Here is a 19,082-nt window from a genome sequence, read left to right as displayed (position 1 = left end):
TGAAATGAGAATTTCTCTTTTAGCTGTAATTTTAGCGTTATTGTTTGTGGCTTGCCACGAAACTAAAAAACAAATCTTACAAAACGAAGCCGATAGCACCCCTTCAGAAAAAACCATTTGGCAACCTGAACAAAAATAAAAATTGTAAAAATACTCAAAAGCGTTTTTAAAATAACACAATAAAAAAGCTAGCTGGTGGTAGTTTTTTGTAAAGCGATCTTAGGGGCTATTAAGAGGGAATGGTTTCAAAACACTCCCTATCCCTTATGAAGTTTATTATCAAACGAAATTTAAAAACAAGTTTTTAAAAGTGAGAGAATGGCTAAAAAGCTTAAAATTAAAACGAGCGAAAGCTTGAGAGTTAAACTACAAACTCTCTAAAACCTTTTGAGCATGCCCTTTCGCTTTGACATTGTAGAAGCATTTTTCTAAAACGCCTTGCGTGTTGATAATGAAAGTGGAGCGGATAATCCCCAAATGCTCCTTCCCATAAAGCATGCGTTTGCCATAAGCTTTGTAAAGATTGGCGGCTTTTTTATCTTCATCGCAGAGCAAAATCACATTCAAAGAGCATTGGCTGATAAATTTTTGATGCGATTGCGCGTTATCAGGGCTTATGCCTACGACAACAGCGTTTTTCTTTTCAAATTCACTAAACAGAGCGCTAAAATCTTTGGCTTCTAGAGTGCATCCGGGGGTGTTGTCTTTAGGGTAGAAATACAGCACCACTTTTTTATGGAGCAAATCTTTTAAAGAAATTTCTACGCCATCGCTGTTTTTCAACCTGAAATCAGGGGCCAATTGCCCTACTTCTAATTTTTCCATTCTTATCCTTTAGTAGAGAATGATAGCGACTTTTTGAGGCCCATGCACCCCAAAAACGGTTTTTAATTCAATATCGGCTGTCCGGCTAGGCCCGCCAATAAGGAGCATGTTCGTGGGCAATGCGCCGTTTTGGCTTTGATTTTTTAAAGCTTGCACGCCTTCGCTTAAATTGCGCACAATGGATTCTTTTTTCAATAAGATAATGCAATTAAGGGTGATGAGCGAAAGCAATCGTGGGCTTGCATGCGAAGAAACCGCCCCAATCATGCCCAAGCTTGAAATCCCACAAACCCCATGCAATAAAGCCGTATCAATCTCAAACAATTCTTCACGCATCGCTTCAATTTCTTTATCATAGGGCTGTAAAGTGAAATCCTTAAACGCTTCAAAATTCAAATTCAAATCTGTAGAGTGTAAGACTTTTTTGCTCTTAAAATTTTCTAAAGCCTTTAAGATTGCTTGCTCTAAATTTTCTTTAGCGCTTTCAATGACTTCAGCTTTATTCAACACCTGGAAATGCTTGTATTCTTCCACCAAGTCTTCAAACTCCACTTTAATGATATTCCTGTAAATAGGGTTTGCTCCTTGAATGGCATGCTTGGCTCTGGCTTCTTTAATGCGCTTTAAAATAAGCTCTTTACTCATAAATCACCCCTTCTAAGTGCTGGACTTTTGCATGCAAGCTCGTGTCCATATTGGGTAAGGTCCTAACGCTCGCCCACTCTTTGACTAAAGGCAGTATGGGAGCTAAAAGCTTGCCTAAAGGCGAGAAAAATTGAGCCATTTTCAATTGGAAACGCCACTTGGCCCCATCGCTTGCCATTTTGGCAAACATTTTCATAGAGAATTTTTCCATCCCGCTGTGTTGGGTGCTTTTAGCCCCCTTAATTACACCCCTGCCCTCGCCCACTTTATCGGCTCGTAAATCTCTAATGAGTTCGGCTAAAGGGATTTCTACGGGGCATACTTCAGTGCAACGCCCACAAAGACTGCACAAATTAGGGATATGCCCGTAATTATTCAAGCCAAAGAGTTGGGGGGATACCACCACGCCTATAGGGCCAGGATAAGTGGAAAGATAGGCATGCCCACCGATTTTATCATACACAGGGCAGTGGTTCAAACAAGTCCCGCAACGGATGCATGAAAGAGCACGATAATACTTTTCATCAGCCAAAATATTAGAGCGGTTGTTGTCTAATAAAATGATGTGGGCTTCTTTAGGGCCGTCTAAATCGCCCTCTTTTCTGGGGCCTGTGATGATGTTTTGATAGCAAGTGATAGGCACACCCACAGCGCTTGGGGCGAGCAGATTGTTTAAAATCGCCGCATCATCAAAGCTTTCTACTAATTTTTCAATCCCACAAATTGCGACATGCACATCGCATGCAGTGGTGCTCATTCTGCCATTGCCTTCATTTTCCACTAACCAGATCGCTCCCTCATTAGCGATAGTGAAATTAACCCCACTGATCCCCATTTTAAAGCTTTCAAATTCTTTGCGCATGTGCTTTCTGGCGATCGCATTAAGCTTTTCAGGCTCTTCTTCATAAGCGGCGTTGAGTTTTTCTTCAAAAATCTTACCGATTTGCTTGCGGTTTTTATGGATAGCCGGCACGACAATATGCACAGGGTGTTCATTAATGAGCTGGATAATCAATTCGCCCAAATCCGTTTCTTGTGCTTGAATGCCCTTTTCTTTCAAGTAATGGTTCAAGCCAATTTCTTCGCTCGCCATGGATTTTTGCTTTAAAATGCGCTTGATATTCTTTTCTTTAGCGAGGTTGTAAATGATTTCATTGGCTTCATCGCCGTCTTTAGCGTAATGGATTTTAAAGCCGTTTTTGGTGGCGTTTTTTTCAAACAATTCCAAATATTCATCAAGCCTGGATAAAATTTTAAGCTTGACTTCTTTGCCTAATTCCCTTAAATTTTCCCATTCGCTGTAACGATTTTTAATCAGATTCTTACGATTAGCCCTTAAGGTATCCATTGCAGAACGCAAATTTTCCCTTAATTGCATATCGCCTAATTGGTCGGTGATGATTTCTTCGTATTCTTGGTCGCTATGGTATTTTTCCATGATCATTCCTTAAAATAATTCTTTAAATGTTAAAGCCCAAGCCTTGAGGCTAAAAAGTCATAAAAATGCATGGGTTTTGTTAGAGAGCCCATTTTTTGCATAGCGGTGCTGATATTCATCAAACACCCAGCATCCGCTGAAACGATCACATCCACCTGACGGCTTTCTATGTCTTTAATCTTTTCTTTGACCATAACCGCTGAAATTTCAGGCTCTTTGACTGAAAAAGTCCCTCCAAACCCGCAGCATTCTTCTTCTTTTTCCAATTCAATGAGTTCCACATTTTTAAGCTGTCTGATAAGATTTTTCGCCGAGTCAATCACCTTAGCCACCCTTAAGGCATGGCAATTAGAATGCCATGTGATTTTAAGGGGTTCGCCCTTATCTTCATATTTGACTTGCAATTTTTTATCCAAAAACTCGCTCAATTCATACACCCTAGAGCAAAAATCTTTAACCATGTTAAATTCCGCATGCCCTTCAAACAATTCCAAATAATCATGCCGCATCATCCCTGTGCATGAACCGCTAGGCAAGATAATAGGGTAGTCGTTATTGGAATAAAGCTTGATATTGTATAAAACGACTTTTTTTGTCTCTTCATAATACCCTGAGTTATAGCTTGGCTGGCCGCAACATGTCTGGTCTTTTTTAAAAACCACTTCCAAATTTTCCCTACGGAGTAATTTGATAGCGTTAAGCGATGCGTTGCTATAAATGGCTGCTCCTAGACAAGTAGCAAAGAAATTGACTTTCAAAGAAGGCTCCTTAAATTCCAAATTAAGAGTTTCAAACACAATATAATACTCAAAATTAGTAAGATTGTAACCACAAGTTGATAAACCCACTCGCTCAAACATTGTTACTAAAATAAACCACAAACCCATTAAATTTGACTTAATATTAAATGCTACTTAAAATTAGTTTTTTCTTTTAAGTAAGATAAAAAAGTACTTTTAATTATTCAAGGAAAATTTATGGAATTTTATCAAGTCTATGACCCATTAGGCCATATTTGGCTGAGCGCTTTAGTCGCACTTTCGCCTATTGCGCTCTTTTTTATTTCCCTTATTGTCTTTAAACTTAAAGGGTATAGCGCTGGGTTTTTAAGCTTAGTGCTTTCAATCCTTATTGCGTTATTTGTGTATAAAATGCCCGCTCAAATGGTGAGCGCGAGTTTTTTCTATGGCTTTCTTTATGGCTTATGGCCGATCGCATGGATTGTGATCGCTGCGATTTTTCTTTACAACCTTTCAGTGAAATCCGGGTATTTTGAGATTTTAAAAGAAAGCATTTTAACCCTAACTCCGGATCACCGCATTTTGGTGATTTTGATTGGCTTTTGTTTTGGCTCGTTTCTAGAAGGAGCGATTGGCTTTGGAGGCCCGGTAGCGATCACAGCAGCGATTTTAGTCGGCCTTGGGCTAAACCCCTTATACGCTGCCGGATTGTGCCTGATCGCTAACACCGCTCCTGTGGCTTTTGGCGCGGTGGGCATTCCTATTACGGCGATGGCTAGCGTGGTGGGTATCCCTGAGTTAGAGATTTCTCAAATGGTGGGCAGGGTGTTACCCATTTTTTCCATTGGTATTCCTTTTTTCATCGTGTTTTTAATGGATGGTTTTAGAGGGATTAGAGAGACTTTTCCTGCAGTGGCCGTTACCGGGTTTAGTTTCGCTATCGCGCAATTTTTAAGCTCTAATTATCTAGGGCCACAGCTCCCGGATATTATTTCAGCTTTAGTGTCATTGATTTCTACCACTTTATTTTTAAAATTTTGGCAGCCCAAGCGCATTTTCACCAGCAATGGCAAAGAGCCCACGATAAACACAGAAAAACACCATATTTGTAAGGTGGTTGTGGCGTGGATGCCTTTTGTGTTGCTCACGATTACGATTATCATATGGACGCAACCCTGGTTTAAAGCGCTCTTTAAAGAAGGCGGGGCTTTGGCGTTTTCTAGCTTTGCTTTTGAATTTGATTCTATCAGTCAAAAGATTTTTAAAACCGTTCCCATTGTTACTGAAGCGACCAATTTTCCCGTCGTGTTCAAACTCCCTTTGATTTTAACGACAGGCACTTCCATTTTTTTAGCCGCTCTTTTAAGCGTGTTTTTGTTGCGCGTGAAAATCAGCGATGCGATAGGGGTGTTTGGGGCCACTTTAAAAGAAATGCGTTTGCCGATTTTAACCATTGGCGTGGTTTTAGCGTTCGCGTATGTGGCTAATTATAGCGGCATGAGTGCTACGCTCGCTTTAGCGTTAGCGGATACTGGGCATGTTTTCACTTTCTTTTCGCCTGTTGTAGGCTGGCTTGGGGTGTTTTTAACCGGAAGCGATACAAGTTCTAATCTTTTATTTGGCTCTTTGCAAATGCTCATCGCTACACAGCTTGGCTTGCCTGAAGTGCTTTTCTTAGCAGCCAACACTTCAGGGGGCGTTGTGGGTAAAATGATAAGCCCTCAAAGTATCGCTATCGCTTGCGCGGCGGTGGGGTTAGTGGGGAAAGAGAGCGAATTGTTCAGATTTACAGTAAAATACTCCATCGCTTTGGCGATCATTATGGGGATTGTCTTCACTCTTATTGCTTATGTCTTCCCCTTTATTATCCCCATCATTCCTAAATAAGGGGGTTTTTAAAGAGATCTAGCGCTAAGAGAATATTTTTAAAAAGGGATTTTTTAGTGCTAGAATTTCATCAAGTTTATGACCCTTTGGGTAATATTTGGCTGAGCGCTCTTGTAGCCTTATTGCCGATTTTGTTATTTTTCTTATCTTTAATGGTTTTTAAACTCAAAGGTTATACAGCGGCCTTTTTGAGCGTGGCCTTATCAGCCGTTATTGCGGTTTTAGTGTATAAAATGCCTGTTAGCATGGTGGGATCAAGCTTTCTTTATGGCTTTCTCTATGGCTTATGGCCGATCGCATGGATCATTATTGCGGCGATTTTTTTATATAAACTCAGCGTTAAATCCGGCTATTTTGAAATCTTAAAAGAAAGCGTCCAGTCCATCACTTTAGATCACCGGATTTTAGTGATTTTGATTGGCTTTTGTTTTGGCTCGTTTTTAGAAGGAGCGATCGGGTTTGGAGGGCCTATTGCTATAACAGCAGCGATTTTAGTGGGCTTAGGGTTAAGCCCCTTATATTCTGCCGGATTGTGCCTAATCGCTAACACCGCTCCTGTAGCTTTTGGCGCGGTGGGTATCCCTATAAGTGCTATGGCGAGCGCGGTAGGGGTGCCAGCGATTTTAATTTCAGCCATGACGGGTAAAATCCTCTTTTTTGTGAGCTTGTTAGTGCCGTTTTTTATTGTGTTTTTAATGGATGGCTTTAAGGGGATTAAAGAGACTTTTCCGGCCGTTTTTATTGCGGCTTTTTCTTTCGCTGGCGCGCAATTTTTAAGCTCTAATTATTTAGGGCCAGAATTGCCCGGTATTATTTCAGCCCTTGTTTCACTCGTTGCAACGGCGCTCTTTTTGAAATTTTGGCAGCCTAAAGTCATTTTTAGAAGCGATGGCAAAGCGGCCTCATTCACTAAGAGTAACCATCATATCTGTAAGGTTTATGTCGCTTGGTCTCCTTTTGTGATTTTGGTTTTAGTGATTGTGTTATGGATACAGCCTTTTTTTAAGGCTTTATTTGAAAAAGACGGCTTGTTAGCTTTTTCTAATTTTTATTTTGAATTCAATAACATCAGCAACCACATCTTTAAAAGCCCACCTTTTGTAGAATCCGATCAAAGCGTGAGTTTTCCGGTGGTGTTTAAATTTCTCTTAATCAACACGGTTGGCACTTCCATTTTTTTAGCCGCTCTTGTTAGCATGCTCGTTTTAAGGGTGCGAGTGAGCGATGCAGTGAGCGTCTTTGGCGAAACTTTAAAAGAAATGCGTTACCCCATTCTCACCATTGGCTTAGTCTTAAGCTTTGCCTATGTGTCTAATTACAGCGGAATTTCTTCCACTCTGGCTTTAGCGCTCACGCATACGGGTCTGGCTTTCACCTTTTTCTCGCCCTTGATCGGGTGGGTAGGCGTGTTTTTAACCGGAAGCGATACGAGTTCCAATCTTTTGTTTGGCTCTTTACAGCAACTCACCGCCCAACGATTGCATCTCCCTGAGGTTTTAACCCTAACGGCTAATACCGTGGGAGGCACTTTAGGAAAAATGATAAGCCCTCAAAGTATCGCTATCGCTTGCGCGGCGGTGGGATTAGCCGGGAAAGAGAGCGATTTATTCAAATTCACGGTTAAATACTCCCTTATTTTTGTAGCGATTATGGGAGTCGTGATCAGTGCGATTGCGTATTTGATCCCTGAAGTGGTGCCTGCGATAAAGTAGAGCCATTTTGGATTTGGCAGGGTTTAACCCCCAAATAAATTTTTTTGTTTTAAAAAATGCAAGATTTTAAGCGTCATAGAGCTTATGGGTAAGGTTTCTAAGTCTTTAAGGCTATAAAAACGAACGGGGTTTTTTAAATCTTTTGTGGTGGCAAGGTAGAGGTTTAAGTTGAGCTTGAATTTAGTGTGGCTGTGCTTGATAGCGCCTAAAAAGGGGAGTTTGCATTCTAAATTTTCTTTTAAGTCAGGGAAATGGTGCATCCCCAAATAGAGTTTTTGCTCTATTTTTTCTAAAGCGATTTGGTTATTTTGGATCACAATGCCCAAGTAACGCTCTTCTTGAATGATCTCTTGTTTTTTCTTAAGCGTGTGTTTTTCTGGGTGGTTTTTACCCAAACAATAAGGATTGAAAGGGCAAATCGTGCATTTGGGTTTAGGAGAGCAGATTAAAGCCCCTAGATCAATTAAGGCTTGGTTATGATTAAAGCTTTCATTGAGATTGAGAAAGCCATTCGCCTTAATTTGTAAGTCTTTAGCGTGGATATTGGGATCCAAACCAAAAAGCCTTAAAAGCACGCGCTTGATATTGGCATCCACGCATGCACTCTTTTCTCTAAAGCCAAAACACAAGATCGCATTAGCCGTGTATGCGCCAATACCGGGGAGTTTCAATAGGCTTTGATAGTCATTGGGTAGTTGTGAGTTGTGTTCTTTAACGCAAATTTCAGCGCTTTTTTTTAAATTTTTAGCCCTTGAATAATAACCAAGCCCTCTCCAGAGCAATAAAACCTCCTCTAATTGAGCGTTCGCTAAGTCTTTTAAAGTGGGGAAAGCCTTTAAAAAAGGGGAGTAAAAACGCTCAACCACCGTGTTGATTTGGGTTTGTTGGCTCATCACTTCGCTGATATAGACTTCATAAGGAGCGTTAATGCCCTTTAAATTCCTAAAGGGTAAACCTTTGCGCCCAAATTCTTCATACCATTTTAAAAGGGCGTTGTGTAAAGTTTCCAGCTACAACCACCTGTAAGCGATGAATTTGACCCAAGGTGTGCACACGCTTAAAAACACGATCAAATACACCATACCAAAAATAAACCCCCATTTCCAAAAATCCTTGCTTGGAATATACCCGCTCCCGTAATAAATGGTGGATGGGCCTGTGCCATAGGGGGTTAAAATCCCCATAATCCCTAAAGAAAGCATTAAAAACAAGCTCAATTCTTGCAAATTGACCCCTTGAAGGTGCGAACCAATCCCTACAAAAAGCGCGAATAACGCGCTCACATGAGCGGTGATGCTAGCGAAAAAATAGTGCGACAGATAGAATAAGGCTACAATAAACAATACCGCTATTAACGGATCCAAGTGAGCATGCTCTAAAAAATTTTGAGCCGCATTACCAATAAAATTTAAAAAGCCTACATTTTTAAGCCCGCCAGCCATCGTGAGCAGCGATCCCAGCAATAAAAAAATGTTAAATGCGCTCTTGTTTTTAATGATGTCTTCATAGCTTACAATCTTACAAAACGCCATTAACACCATGACAATCAAAGCCGTCGCACTCGCATGCAAGCCTAAAGGTTTGCCAAAAATCCAGCCCAATAAAGCCAATAAAGTGAGGCTGAGCATTAAAATTTCTTTTAAAGAAAACCTCCCCATGCCCTCTAATTCCTTTTTAGCCCACAAACTCACTTCTTTTGAGCCTTTTAAGGTGGGTTTGCAGGTTTTATACGCCAATAAAGGCACGAGTAAGATCAAAACCACCCCACAAGGTAAGAACGCTAAAAACCACGAAAACCATGAGATTTCATTCACCCCCATTTTGGTAGCGATTTCCATTGCTAGGGGGTTAGGAGCGAGCGCAGTTAAAAACATGGACGAAGTGATGCAAGTTGAAGCCAAAGCGACCCACATCAAATACGCGCCGATTTTGTCAGGGTTATTATTGGGAGTCGAACCCATTAAAGGCGGGATAGAAGAAACGATGGGATAGAGTATACCCCCACTTCTAGCGGAATTGCTAGGGATAAAGGGGGCTAGACACAATTCGCTCAAACTGATCGCATACCCTAAACCTAAAGGGGTTTGCCCTAAAAACCTAATCAATAAAAGAGCGATCCGTTTCCCTAACAAGCTTTTTTCATACCCTAAACCCAAAATGAAAGCGACAAACACAAGCCACACCGTTTTATTCGCATACCCGCTCAAACCCCACGAAATAGCTTTATTAGCGCTCGCTACTTCATCGCTCGCTCCAATTTTTAACGCCACGCACAACACTAACGCACTTAGTGCTATCAAACCTGCTGGCACTGGCTCTAAAACTAGCCCTATAATCATGCCCATGAAAATACAAAAATAAAGCCATGCGTTAGGGTTTAACCCGTCCGGTGCGCCTAAAAAATACAACAGCGTTGCGATAAAAAAAGGGGCAAGAATGATGAGAGTTTGTTTAATCATGTTTAACCTTTAGCCAAAGATAGTAGCAATTTGGCTTAAAAATGCCATTCAAATGGGATTGAGTTATTACAATGTTACAGGAAAAGATTAAAAATTAAGCTTTTTGAAAAAGATAAAATTTTATAATTATGTTTATCTTTGTTGAATTTACTACAAATAGGAGTATTGCATGCAAGAAAATGTGCCTTTGAGTTATGATTATTCCATTAGCAAATTGTTTCTTTATGCGATGGTTGGCTTTGGGATAGTGGGCATGTTAATAGGGATCGTGTTAGCCTTTGAATTGTCTTTCCCTAACTTGAATTACATTGCAGGGGAGTATGGCGTTTTTGGCCGCTTACGCCCCTTACACACGAATGCGGTGATCTATGGTTTCACTCTTGGAGGGATTTGGGCGAGTTGGTATTATATCGGTCAAAGGGTGCTTAAAATCACTTATTACCAACACCCCTTTTTGAAAATTGTGGGGTTATTGCATTTTTGGCTCTGGATTATTCTTTTAATTCTAGGGGTTATTAGCCTGTTTGCTGGTCTTACTCAATCTAAAGAATACGCCGAATTGATGTGGCCTTTAGATATTATTGTGGTTGTGGCATGGGTGCTATGGGGGGTTAATATGTTTGGGAGCATGAGCGTTAGGAGGGAGAATACCATTTATGTGTCTTTATGGTATTACATCGCTACTTATGTGGGTATAGCGGTGATGTATATCTTCAATAACCTTTCTGTCCCTACTTATTTTGTCGCTGATATGGGGAGTGTTTGGCATTCTATTTCTATGTATTCAGGCAGTAATGATGCGCTCATTCAATGGTGGTGGGGGCATAATGCGGTCGCTTTTGTCTTTACGAGTGGGGTGATTGGCACGATTTATTATTTCTTGCCTAAAGAGAGCGGTCAGCCTATTTTTTCTTACAAACTCACTTTGTTTTCCTTTTGGAGCTTGATGTTTGTTTATATTTGGGCGGGCGGGCACCATTTGATTTATTCCACCGTGCCTGATTGGGTGCAAACCCTTTCTAGCGTGTTTTCAGTGGTGTTGATCTTGCCTTCGTGGGGGACAGCTATTAACATGCTTTTAACGATGCGAGGGCAATGGCACCAGCTCAAAGAAAGCCCCTTGATTAAATTCTTAGTTTTAGCTTCAACTTTCTACATGCTTTCCACTTTAGAAGGCTCTATTCAGGCTATTAAGAGCGTGAACGCCTTAGCGCATTTCACCGATTGGATCATAGGGCATGTGCATGACGGCGTGCTTGGGTGGGTAGGCTTCACTTTGATTGCGAGCATGTATCACATGACCCCTAGGCTTTTCAGAAGAGAGATTTATTCAGGCAGGCTTGTGGATTTCCAATTTTGGATCATGACTTTAGGGATTGTGCTTTACTTTTCGTCCATGTGGATTGCAGGGATCACGCAAGGGATGATGTGGAGGGATGTGGATCAGTATGGGAATCTCACTTACCAATTCATTGACACGGTTAAGGTGCTAATCCCTTATTACAATATTAGAGGCGTTGGGGGTCTTATGTATTTTACCGGATTTATTATTTTTGCTTACAATATTTTTATGACCATCACAGCAGGCAAAAAATTAGAGCGTGAGCCCAATTACGCCACGCCTATGGCCAGATAGGGGAGGTTGGAAATGTTTAGTTTTTTAGAGAAAAACCCGTTCTTTTTCACTCTTGCGTTTATTTTTGTGTTTGCGATTGCGGGCTTGGTGGAGATTTTGCCCAACTTCTTCAAATCCGCTCGCCCGATTGAAGGCTTACGGCCTTATACGGTTTTAGAGACAGCGGGGAGGCAAATTTATATCCAAGAGGGTTGCTATCATTGCCATTCCCAACTCATCCGCCCTTTCCAAGCTGAGGTGGATCGATATGGCGCGTATAGTTTGAGCGGGGAATATGCGTATGACAGGCCATTTTTGTGGGGTTCTAAAAGGATTGGCCCTGATTTGCACAGGGTGGGGGATTATCGCACAACCGATTGGCATGAAAAGCACATGTTTGATCCTAAAAGCGTTGTGCCGCACAGCATCATGCCGGCCTATAAGCATTTATTTGCAAAAAAGAGCGATTTTGACACCGCCTATGCAGAAGCTTTGACGCAAAAAAAGGTTTTTGGCGTGCCTTATGACACCGAAAACGGCGTGAAATTAGGGAGTGTAGAAGAAGCGAAAAAAGCTTATTTAGAAGAAGCTAAAAAAATCACAGCTGATATGAAAGACAAGAGGGTGCTAGAAGCGATTGAGAGAGGTGAAGTGTTAGAAATTGTGGCTTTGATCGCTTATCTCAACAGCTTGGGCAATTCCAGGATCAACGCTAGTCAAAACGCTAAATAAGGGGTGAATGATGGATTTAGAAAGTTTGAGAGGTTTTGCGTATGCGTTTTTTACCATTCTTTTTACGCTCTTTTTGTATGCCTATATTTTTAGCATGTATAGAAAGCAAAAAAAGGGCGTCGTGGATTATGAGCGGTACGGATACTTAGCGCTAAATGACGCTTTAGAAGATGAGTTGATTGAACCACGCCATAAAGAAGTTCATGATAAGGGCATAAAGGAAAGTTGAAATGGATTTTTTAAACGACCATATAAATGTTTTTGGCTTGATTGCAGCGCTTGTGATTTTAGTTTTAACCATCTATGAATCCAGTTCGCTCATTAAAGAAATGCGCGACAGCAAATCTCAGGGTGAGCTTGTAGAAAATGGGCATTTGTTTGATGGGATAGGGGAGTTTGCCAATAATGTGCCAGTAGGCTGGATCGCAAGCTTTATGTGCACGATTGTGTGGGCTTTTTGGTATTTTTTCTTTGGGTATCCGCTGAATAGCTTTTCTCAAATCGGGCAATACAATGAAGAGGTTAAAGTGCACAACCAAAAATTTGAAGCCAAATGGAAGCATTTGGGTCAAAAGGAATTGGTGGATATGGGTCAAGGCATCTTTTTAGTCCATTGTTCGCAATGCCATGGCATCACCGCTGAGGGCTTGCATGGGAGCGCTCAAAATCTGGTGCGTTGGGGTAAAGAAGAGGGTATTATGGACACCATTAAGCATGGCTCTAAGGGCATGGATTATCTCGCTGGGGAAATGCCCGCTATGGAATTGGACGAAAAAGACGCTAAAGCGATTGCAAGCTATGTGATGGCAGAAATTTCTAGCGTTAAAAAGACGAAAAACCCTCAACTCATTGATAAGGGCAAGGAGCTGTTTGGAAGCATGGGTTGCACAGGCTGTCATGGCAATGATGGTAAGGGCTTGCAAGAAAATCAAGTGTTTGCGGCCGATTTGACCGCTTACGGCACAGAGAATTTTTTGAGAAATATCTTAACGCATGGTAAAAAGGGCAATATAGGGCATATGCCATCATTCAAATATAAAAACTTTAGCGATTTGCAAGTTAAAGCGTTAGCCGAATTTATCCAATCGCTAAAACCCTTAGAAGATTAAAGGAAAAGAGATGAAATTTTTAAACGGATTAGCAGGGAATTTACTGATTGTGGTTATTTTATTGTGTGTGGCCGTTTTTTTTACGCTCAAAGCGATCCATATCCAAAAAGAGCAAGCCACCAATTATTACCGCTATAAGGATATTAACGCTTTAGAGACAAAAAACACCCAAAACCGGGCCAATTATGAATTAGTCAATCAAGGGAGTAAAAAATGAAATTCACGACTTTAGAAAAAATCTTAGCCTTAATGGTAGTAGCGACCATTTTAATGACGATTGTTATTTCTTTTGTGCCTAACTTGTTTTTGTTTAGCACATGAGGATCTTATGGCTTATAATAGCCTTTGTTTGTTGTTTGGGGGCTAATGAGTCTTATGTTTTTAATAACGCTAAAGGGCGTTTGGTAGAAAAAAGTGTTGTGTTTGTGGAGGGCGTTTCTAAAGAGCTTTATCTTAAAACAGGCGTGCGTTTTGTGATTGATATGACGGATTTTGAAAAAAATCCTATCGCTTTAGCGGCCAAAAAGGAACGCCAAAATTATCAAGAGGGCTTTTTAAAGCAATTCAAACCCCCTTTTGTGGTATTCTTTTTTTACCATGACGCTCAAAAAATAGAATTAGTGGCTAACCCTAAAGATTTGTTAGACACTGATAAAATCTTTTTTGAAAAAATCGCTCCCTTACTCCCCACAAACGCTAAAGAATACACGCCCCAAAGGATTTCAGCCATGCTCATTAACGGCTATTCGGTCGCAGTAGATGCTTTAGCGGAAAAATATCATGTGAATATCGCACAAAATTTTAACGCTCCTAAGGGAGTAACTTTTGTAAAGGTGGTTATTTATATTTTATTATTGACGCTTTTAGGCACGTTTTTGGGGCTTTATTTTTTTAAAAAATCTTAAGAGAGAAACCAATGAAAGAAAAAAACTTTTGGCCTTTGGGGATCATGAGCGTGCTTATTTTCGGGCTTGGGATCGTGGTGTTTTTGGTAGTGTTTGCCCTAAAAAATTCGCCTAAAAACGATTTAGTGTATTTCAAAGGGCATAACGAAGTGGATTTAAACTTTAACGCTATGCTTAAAACTTATGAAAACTTTAAGTCTAATTATCGTTTTTTAGTGGGTTTAAAGCCCCTTACTAAAAGCCCTAAAACCCCCATTTTGCCCTATTTTTCTAAAGGCACGCATGGGGATAAAAAACTCCAAGAAAACCTTTTAAACAACGCTTTGATTTTAGAAAAATCCAACACGCTTTATGCGCAATTGCAACCGCTCAAACCCGCTTTAGATCCGCCAAATGTTCAAGTGTATTTAGCGTTTTATCCCAGCAAATCACAGCCCAGATGGTTAGGAACGCTTGATTGTAGAAACGCATGCAAACCTTTAAAATTTGATTTGTTGGAGAGCGACAAAATGGGGCGTTATAAGATCCTTTTTAAATTTGTTTTTAAAAATCAAGAAGAATTGGTTTTGGAGCAACTGGCTTTTTTCAAGTAGCGCGTTTAAAAAATGCCTTCAGCGTTTTTTATTGACACTCAATCATTAAAAACCATGAATTTTCTATCCAAACGGGTATAATAAGGCTATGGGTTTTTTAAAAGTTTTTAAACATGACGCCTTGGGGCAAGTAGGGAATGTTGTTGTGGGGAATTTTTTAATAACGCTCACTATTTTAGCGGTTTGTTTTTCCTCTCAAAGCGCTGAAGAAACGACCATGCTCACCCTAAGCTACACGCTCTTTTTTGTCTTGGGGGCGTTTTTACTGATCGCAATCAGTGTGGGAGCGATCAAAAATCTCAACGCGCTTTTTTCTAAAAGGGGGGTTTTAAGCTTTTCTTTACCCATTAGTTTAGAGTCTTTATTGCTCCCTAAAATCTTGCTCCCTATGGTGTTTTTTATTTTCAGTTTGTTCTGGTTTGTGGCGAGCGTGCGTTTGGGCTATTCTCTTTTTAACGCGCAATCCAGCGTGCTGTTTATCTTGCACACCGCTTTAAAAACCTTTGTGTTAAAACCCACTAAAACCCTAGGTATCGTGCTATTTTTAGGGCTTGTTTTAATGAAATTTTTATTTGTTTTGAGCGTTTTAAACGCTGCTAGGATCAAAAAAGCGCGTTTTTTACTAGGGGGGCTGTTGTTCATTCTTGTAGGGGTTGTTTTGGAATTAGCGTTTAATTCGTTACTGCCCTTAATGAGCTCTAATTTAAGCATCAATGAGGGGTTTTATTATTTCTTGCAACAACAAGAATTACAAGAAAATAAATACTACCTTTTATGGGGGGTGGATTTTTTAAAAATCCTTTTGTTGTATGGAATGAGTCGTTACTTGCTCACGCATAAATTAGAATTGGATTAAGAAAAGCGGTATTGCAAATATTCATCAGTGAGCAAGCAATCTTTAGTCTTTAACAAACTGGCATAAAACCCATGCTGATAGCCTAATTCAAAAAGCTTGTCTATGGCGAGAATTTGAATCTCGCTTAAGCGTGTTGAAGTTTCATTCGCATACAAGCTTAAATAAGTTCGTAAGCGCTCTTTATTGACACGAATGAGCGAGCGCTCTAACAGCATGCCAGAGAGCAAATTTTGGTGTTTTAGCGCAACTTCAACCGCTTTAATCAAAGCCTTTTTAATCAAAATCGCGCGATACAAGGGGATAGATCGCCTAATCGCCATGCCCCCTAAAGGCAAGGGTAAATCAACTTTAATGAGTTCTTTCCAAACATCCCACAATTCTTTTTCCACTTCTAATTCATCATGGAAATCCAAGATATTTTCATGAATGAGCACGCCCGCATGCACTTTATCTTCCAAAACCGCTTTTTCAATGTCTAAAAAATTCATGTAAGTGGTGCGCGCATGTTTGTAATAGATTTTAAACAAGAGAGCGTTGGTGGTGTGTTCCCCACTTAATGCGACTCTAAAATCTTTTTTCAATTTCACGCCCTTTTTTTTCACTAATTTAGGCCCATAGCCATTCCCAAAGCTTGTCGCTGTAGGGAGCAAGGCGTAGTCATTCGCAATTTTAGGGTATAGCCCAAAGCTTATCGCGCTCACATCATAAGTGTTTTTTAGGGCTTCTTGGTTTAGGGTTTCAATATCAAGGGCAATATTATGGAATGTTTTGTTTTTAATGGGGCAATCTATCCAGCCAAACTTAATCGCATAATACATGAAAATATCATCAGCATCAGGGCTATGAGCGACACTAATCAAAGTAAAATCCTTTTGTGATAGGGTAAGTCCTTTTATTATAATAGATTTTAGGCTAGGATTTGATAGAATAAACAAATCAAATTCAATAAGGTGATTTATGGCAATAGATGAAGACAAACAAAAAGCGATTTCTTTAGCGATCAAACAAATTGATAAGGTTTTTGGTAAGGGGGCGTTAGTGCGCCTTGGGGATAAGCAAGTAGAAAAGATTGACGCTATTTCTACAGGCTCGTTAGGATTGGATTTGGCTTTAGGGATTGGGGGCGTTCCAAAGGGCAGGATCATTGAAATTTATGGGCCAGAGTCAAGCGGGAAGACCACTTTAAGCTTGCACATTATCGCAGAATGCCAAAAAAATGGCGGCGTGTGCGCGTTCATTGACGCTGAACATGCCCTAGATGTGTATTATGCTAAGAGGCTGGGCGTGGATACGGAAAATTTACTCGTTTCCCAACCAAGCACAGGCGAAGAAGCCTTAGAGATTTTAGAAACGATCACCAGAAGCGGAGGGATTGATTTAGTGGTGGTGGATTCGGTGGCGGCTCTTACGCCTAAAGCGGAGATTGATGGGGACATGGGCGATCAGCATGTGGGCTTGCAAGCAAGGCTTATGAGCCATGCGTTAAGGAAAATCACCGGTGTTTTGCACAAGATGAACACCACTCTCATTTTTATCAATCAAATAAGAATGAAGATCGGCATGATGGGTTATGGGAGTCCAGAAACCACAACCGGAGGCAACGCTTTAAAATTCTATGCGAGCGTTAGGATTGATATTAGAAGAATCGCCACTTTAAAACAAAACGAACAGCATATCGGTAATAGGGCTAAAGCCAAAGTCGTTAAAAATAAAGTCGCTCCGCCTTTTAGAGAAGCGGAATTTGACATCATGTTTGGGGAAGGGATTTCTAAAGAGGGCGAAATCATTGATTATGGCGTGAAATTAGACATTGTGGATAAGAGTGGGGCATGGCTTAGCTACCAGGATAAAAAGCTAGGGCAAGGCAGAGAAAACGCTAAAGCCTTACTGAAAGAAGATAAAGCCCTAGCGGATGAAATCACTCTTAAGATTAAAGAGAGCATTGGCTCTAATGAAGAGATCATGCCCTTACCAGATGAGCCTTTAGAAGAAATGGAATAAAAAGGATTTTGATGCTAACCATTAAAGACATTCATGCTTTAGAAGTGATGGATAGTAGGGGCAATCCTACCATTCAAGCCAGCGTGATTTTGAGCGATAACACTAAGGCGAGCGCGATTGTGCCTAGTGGGGCGAGCACCGGTAAAAGAGAAGCGTTAGAATTAAGGGATAATGACAAAACCCGTTTTTTGGGTAAAGGGGTTTTAAGGGCATGCGAAAATGTCAATAGCGTGATCAAACACCATTTAATAGGGCTTGAAGCGATCAATCAAGCCTTTGTAGATGAGAGGTTAAGGGCTTTAGACGGCACGCCTAATTACGCTAATTTAGGGGCGAACGCTGTTTTGGGCGTTTCTATGGCGTTAGCAAGGGCTAGCGCGAAGGCTTTAAATCTGCCATTATACCGCTATTTAGGGGGGGCTAACGCTCTGACTTTGCCTGTGCCGATGCTCAATATCATCAACGGCGGATCGCATGCGAATAATTCCATAGACTTTCAAGAATACATGATCATGCCTTTAGGGTTTGAAAGTTTTAAAGAAGCCTTAAGAGCGAGCGCGGAAGTCTATCACACGCTTAAAAAACTTTTAGATGAAAAGAATCAGCTCACAAGCGTGGGCGATGAAGGGGGTTTTGCACCTAATTTTAACAACAATGTAGAACCCCTTGAAGTCATTTCTCAAGCCATTGAAAAAGCCGGCTATAAATTAGGCGAAGAAATCGTGCTCGCTTTAGATGTAGCGAGCAGTGAGTTAGTGGATGAACATTTCAATTACCATTTAAAGGGTGAAAATAAGATTTTAGATTCGCATGAATTGGTGGCTTATTATAAAGAATTGGTGGCAAAATACCCGATTGTATCCATTGAAGATGGTTTGAGTGAAGACGATTGGGAGGGTTGGGCGTTTTTAAGCAAGGAATTAGGGCGTCAAATCCAATTAGTGGGCGATGATTTGTTTGTAACGAATGCAAGCATCTTGCAAAAAGGCATTGAAAAAAACGTTGCGAACGCCATTTTGATCAAACCCAATCAAATCGGCACCATTAGTGAGACTTTAGAGACCATAAGATTAGCCAAACACCATGCCTATCAATGCGTGATGAGCCATAGAAGCGGGGAGAGTGAAGACAGCTTTATCGCTGATTTTGCGGTCGCATTGAATACGGGAGAAATCAAAACCGGATCCACCGCAAGGAGTGAAAGGATCGCCAAATACAACCGCCTTTTAGAGATTGAGCATGAATTAAAAGGGGGGATTTATATCGGTAAAGAGTTGTTTAAGCATGGCTAGTGGCCTTTTTGAAAACGATAAAATCAAAGACAACAAAGCACGAGATTTTTTTTATAGCCATAGCTCCCTTATTGTCTTTTTCCTTTTACTGCTTGGGTTTGGGTATTATTTAGGGAAATTGCTTTTTGGGGGTTCTTCTTTAGAGGTTTATTTGGATTTAAGAGACAAGCATGAACGATTGCAACAAGAAATCACCGAATTGCAAAGCAAGAATGTGCACTTGCAAAAGCGTTTGTTTGAATTGAGAGAATTACGGCCTAGAGATTAGATTTA

General features: G+C 40.6%; 21 protein-coding genes. 14 read left to right on the top strand and 7 right to left on the bottom strand.

Annotation, left to right across the window (positions count from 1 at the left end; translation table 11 throughout):
* Positions 1–4: 4 nt before the first annotated feature.
* Complete coding sequence (locus CXY28_RS08895) at positions 5–139, top strand: HP0135 family lipoprotein (RefSeq protein ID WP_001222899.1); 135 nt, start codon at positions 5–7, stop codon at positions 137–139.
* Positions 140–366: 227 nt separating this feature from the next.
* Here CXY28_RS08895 and CXY28_RS05105 read toward each other — a convergent pair whose 3' ends face one another.
* The 4 genes from CXY28_RS05105 to CXY28_RS05090 are packed head-to-tail and all read right to left on the bottom strand — an operon-like array spanning position 367 to position 3,666.
* Entirely contained in the window at positions 367–825 is a 459-nt protein-coding gene (locus CXY28_RS05105) for a peroxiredoxin (protein ID WP_000412947.1), read from the bottom strand.
* Between the two features lie 9 nt (positions 826–834).
* Positions 835–1,470 (bottom strand): LutC/YkgG family protein, encoded by a 636-nt coding sequence (locus tag CXY28_RS05100; RefSeq protein WP_100974494.1) that lies wholly within the window; start codon positions 1,468–1,470, stop codon positions 835–837.
* A complete protein-coding gene (locus CXY28_RS05095; RefSeq protein WP_100979786.1) occupies positions 1,463–2,908 on the bottom strand; it encodes a LutB/LldF family L-lactate oxidation iron-sulfur protein in 1,446 nt (481 codons plus the stop codon). Before CXY28_RS05095 ends, CXY28_RS05100 begins: the two co-directional genes overlap by 8 nt.
* A gap of 29 nt (positions 2,909–2,937) precedes the next feature.
* Positions 2,938–3,666, bottom strand: coding sequence for a (Fe-S)-binding protein (locus tag CXY28_RS05090; protein ID WP_100971432.1), 729 nt, complete (start codon positions 3,664–3,666; stop codon positions 2,938–2,940).
* A 219-nt stretch (positions 3,667–3,885) separates the two neighbouring features.
* Here CXY28_RS05090 and CXY28_RS05085 point away from each other — a divergent pair, with 219 nt between their 5' ends.
* Both CXY28_RS05085 and CXY28_RS05080 read left to right on the top strand, forming a co-directional pair.
* On the top strand, positions 3,886–5,535 hold the full coding sequence (locus CXY28_RS05085; RefSeq protein ID WP_100979784.1) for an L-lactate permease: 1,650 nt from the start codon (positions 3,886–3,888) through the stop codon (positions 5,533–5,535).
* Between the two features lie 56 nt (positions 5,536–5,591).
* The gene (locus CXY28_RS05080; protein WP_100979782.1) at positions 5,592–7,247 is read left to right on the top strand and encodes an L-lactate permease; all 1,656 of its coding nucleotides are present in this window, start codon (positions 5,592–5,594) and stop codon (positions 7,245–7,247) included.
* Between the two features lie 23 nt (positions 7,248–7,270).
* Here the strand turns inward: CXY28_RS05080 and CXY28_RS05075 are convergent, their stop codons facing one another.
* Complete coding sequence (locus CXY28_RS05075; RefSeq protein WP_100979780.1) at positions 7,271–8,257, bottom strand: adenine-specific DNA glycosylase; 987 nt, start codon at positions 8,255–8,257, stop codon at positions 7,271–7,273.
* Positions 8,258–9,706 carry a DASS family sodium-coupled anion symporter gene (locus tag CXY28_RS05070; protein ID WP_100979778.1) on the bottom strand — a complete coding sequence of 483 codons (1,449 nt, stop codon included), beginning with the start codon at positions 9,704–9,706 and terminating at the stop codon, positions 8,258–8,260.
* A 169-nt stretch (positions 9,707–9,875) separates the two neighbouring features.
* Between CXY28_RS05070 and ccoN the strand changes: the two genes are divergently transcribed.
* The 8 genes from ccoN to CXY28_RS05030 all read left to right on the top strand — a co-directional run bounded on the left by ccoN (position 9,876) and on the right by CXY28_RS05030 (position 15,516).
* Positions 9,876–11,342 (top strand): cytochrome-c oxidase, cbb3-type subunit I, encoded by a 1,467-nt coding sequence (gene ccoN / locus CXY28_RS05065; protein ID WP_100979776.1) that lies wholly within the window; start codon positions 9,876–9,878, stop codon positions 11,340–11,342.
* Between the two features lie 12 nt (positions 11,343–11,354).
* A complete protein-coding gene (gene ccoO / locus CXY28_RS05060; protein WP_024113806.1) occupies positions 11,355–12,053 on the top strand; it encodes a cytochrome-c oxidase, cbb3-type subunit II in 699 nt (232 codons plus the stop codon).
* Positions 12,054–12,063: 10 nt separating this feature from the next.
* Entirely contained in the window at positions 12,064–12,282 is a 219-nt protein-coding gene (locus CXY28_RS05055; RefSeq protein ID WP_001847091.1) for a cytochrome c oxidase, cbb3-type, CcoQ subunit, read from the top strand.
* A gap of 1 nt (position 12,283) precedes the next feature.
* Positions 12,284–13,162, top strand: coding sequence for a cytochrome-c oxidase, cbb3-type subunit III (gene ccoP / locus CXY28_RS05050; RefSeq protein ID WP_100979774.1), 879 nt, complete (start codon positions 12,284–12,286; stop codon positions 13,160–13,162).
* A 10-nt stretch (positions 13,163–13,172) separates the two neighbouring features.
* A complete protein-coding gene (locus CXY28_RS05045; protein ID WP_000670506.1) occupies positions 13,173–13,379 on the top strand; it encodes a DUF4006 family protein in 207 nt (68 codons plus the stop codon).
* 100 nt (positions 13,380–13,479) lie between these two features.
* Positions 13,480–14,067, top strand: coding sequence for a hypothetical protein (locus tag CXY28_RS05040; RefSeq protein ID WP_100979772.1), 588 nt, complete (start codon positions 13,480–13,482; stop codon positions 14,065–14,067).
* Between the two features lie 11 nt (positions 14,068–14,078).
* Positions 14,079–14,660, top strand: coding sequence for a hypothetical protein (locus tag CXY28_RS05035; RefSeq protein WP_100979770.1), 582 nt, complete (start codon positions 14,079–14,081; stop codon positions 14,658–14,660).
* 88 nt (positions 14,661–14,748) lie between these two features.
* Positions 14,749–15,516 (top strand): hypothetical protein, encoded by a 768-nt coding sequence (locus CXY28_RS05030; RefSeq protein ID WP_100979768.1) that lies wholly within the window; start codon positions 14,749–14,751, stop codon positions 15,514–15,516.
* Here CXY28_RS05030 and CXY28_RS05025 read toward each other — a convergent pair.
* On the bottom strand, positions 15,513–16,376 hold the full coding sequence (locus CXY28_RS05025) for a menaquinone biosynthesis family protein (protein ID WP_100979766.1): 864 nt from the start codon (positions 16,374–16,376) through the stop codon (positions 15,513–15,515). The genes CXY28_RS05030 and CXY28_RS05025 overlap by 4 nt on opposite strands.
* Positions 16,377–16,473: 97 nt before the next feature.
* Here CXY28_RS05025 and recA point away from each other — a divergent pair, with 97 nt between their 5' ends.
* From recA to CXY28_RS05010, 3 genes are read left to right on the top strand one after another with little or no spacing between them, the layout of a single operon-like run.
* On the top strand, positions 16,474–17,517 hold the full coding sequence (recA, locus tag CXY28_RS05020; protein ID WP_100979764.1) for a recombinase RecA: 1,044 nt from the start codon (positions 16,474–16,476) through the stop codon (positions 17,515–17,517).
* Positions 17,518–17,528: 11 nt separating this feature from the next.
* On the top strand, positions 17,529–18,809 hold the full coding sequence (gene eno, locus CXY28_RS05015) for a phosphopyruvate hydratase (RefSeq protein ID WP_100979762.1): 1,281 nt from the start codon (positions 17,529–17,531) through the stop codon (positions 18,807–18,809).
* Positions 18,802–19,077 carry a hypothetical protein gene (locus tag CXY28_RS05010; protein ID WP_100979760.1) on the top strand — a complete coding sequence of 92 codons (276 nt, stop codon included), beginning with the start codon at positions 18,802–18,804 and terminating at the stop codon, positions 19,075–19,077. The genes eno and CXY28_RS05010 overlap by 8 nt, the downstream gene beginning before the upstream one ends.
* The last annotated feature ends 5 nt before the right edge of the window (positions 19,078–19,082 follow it).

Origin of the sequence: Helicobacter pylori (assembly GCF_002832345.1) — a bacterium.
GTDB classification, from domain to species: Bacteria; Campylobacterota; Campylobacteria; order Campylobacterales; family Helicobacteraceae; genus Helicobacter; species Helicobacter pylori_CP.
This window is presented reverse-complemented; position numbering and strand designations above follow the sequence as displayed.

What these genes read in the sequence shown, in the direction of transcription:
- CXY28_RS05030 (WP_100979768.1), top strand. Translation starts at nt 14,749, where the DNA reads ATGGGTTTTTTAAAAGTTTTTAAACATGACGCCTTGGGGCAAGTAGGG.
- ccoP (WP_100979774.1), top strand. Translation starts at nt 12,284, where the DNA reads ATGGATTTTTTAAACGACCATATAAATGTTTTTGGCTTGATTGCAGCG.
- ccoO (WP_024113806.1), top strand. Translation starts at nt 11,355, where the DNA reads ATGTTTAGTTTTTTAGAGAAAAACCCGTTCTTTTTCACTCTTGCGTTT.
- CXY28_RS05035 (WP_100979770.1), top strand. Translation starts at nt 14,079, where the DNA reads ATGAAAGAAAAAAACTTTTGGCCTTTGGGGATCATGAGCGTGCTTATT.
- CXY28_RS05095 (WP_100979786.1), bottom strand. Translation starts at nt 2,908, where the DNA reads ATGGAAAAATACCATAGCGACCAAGAATACGAAGAAATCATCACCGAC.
- ccoN (WP_100979776.1), top strand. Translation starts at nt 9,876, where the DNA reads ATGCAAGAAAATGTGCCTTTGAGTTATGATTATTCCATTAGCAAATTG.
- CXY28_RS05040 (WP_100979772.1), top strand. Translation starts at nt 13,480, where the DNA reads ATGAGGATCTTATGGCTTATAATAGCCTTTGTTTGTTGTTTGGGGGCT.
- CXY28_RS05055 (WP_001847091.1), top strand. Translation starts at nt 12,064, where the DNA reads ATGGATTTAGAAAGTTTGAGAGGTTTTGCGTATGCGTTTTTTACCATT.
- CXY28_RS05105 (WP_000412947.1), bottom strand. Translation starts at nt 825, where the DNA reads ATGGAAAAATTAGAAGTAGGGCAATTGGCCCCTGATTTCAGGTTGAAA.
- CXY28_RS08895 (WP_001222899.1), top strand. Translation starts at nt 5, where the DNA reads ATGAGAATTTCTCTTTTAGCTGTAATTTTAGCGTTATTGTTTGTGGCT.
- CXY28_RS05085 (WP_100979784.1), top strand. Translation starts at nt 3,886, where the DNA reads ATGGAATTTTATCAAGTCTATGACCCATTAGGCCATATTTGGCTGAGC.
- eno (WP_100979762.1), top strand. Translation starts at nt 17,529, where the DNA reads ATGCTAACCATTAAAGACATTCATGCTTTAGAAGTGATGGATAGTAGG.
- CXY28_RS05100 (WP_100974494.1), bottom strand. Translation starts at nt 1,470, where the DNA reads ATGAGTAAAGAGCTTATTTTAAAGCGCATTAAAGAAGCCAGAGCCAAG.
- CXY28_RS05070 (WP_100979778.1), bottom strand. Translation starts at nt 9,706, where the DNA reads ATGATTAAACAAACTCTCATCATTCTTGCCCCTTTTTTTATCGCAACG.
- CXY28_RS05010 (WP_100979760.1), top strand. Translation starts at nt 18,802, where the DNA reads ATGGCTAGTGGCCTTTTTGAAAACGATAAAATCAAAGACAACAAAGCA.
- CXY28_RS05045 (WP_000670506.1), top strand. Translation starts at nt 13,173, where the DNA reads ATGAAATTTTTAAACGGATTAGCAGGGAATTTACTGATTGTGGTTATT.
- recA (WP_100979764.1), top strand. Translation starts at nt 16,474, where the DNA reads ATGGCAATAGATGAAGACAAACAAAAAGCGATTTCTTTAGCGATCAAA.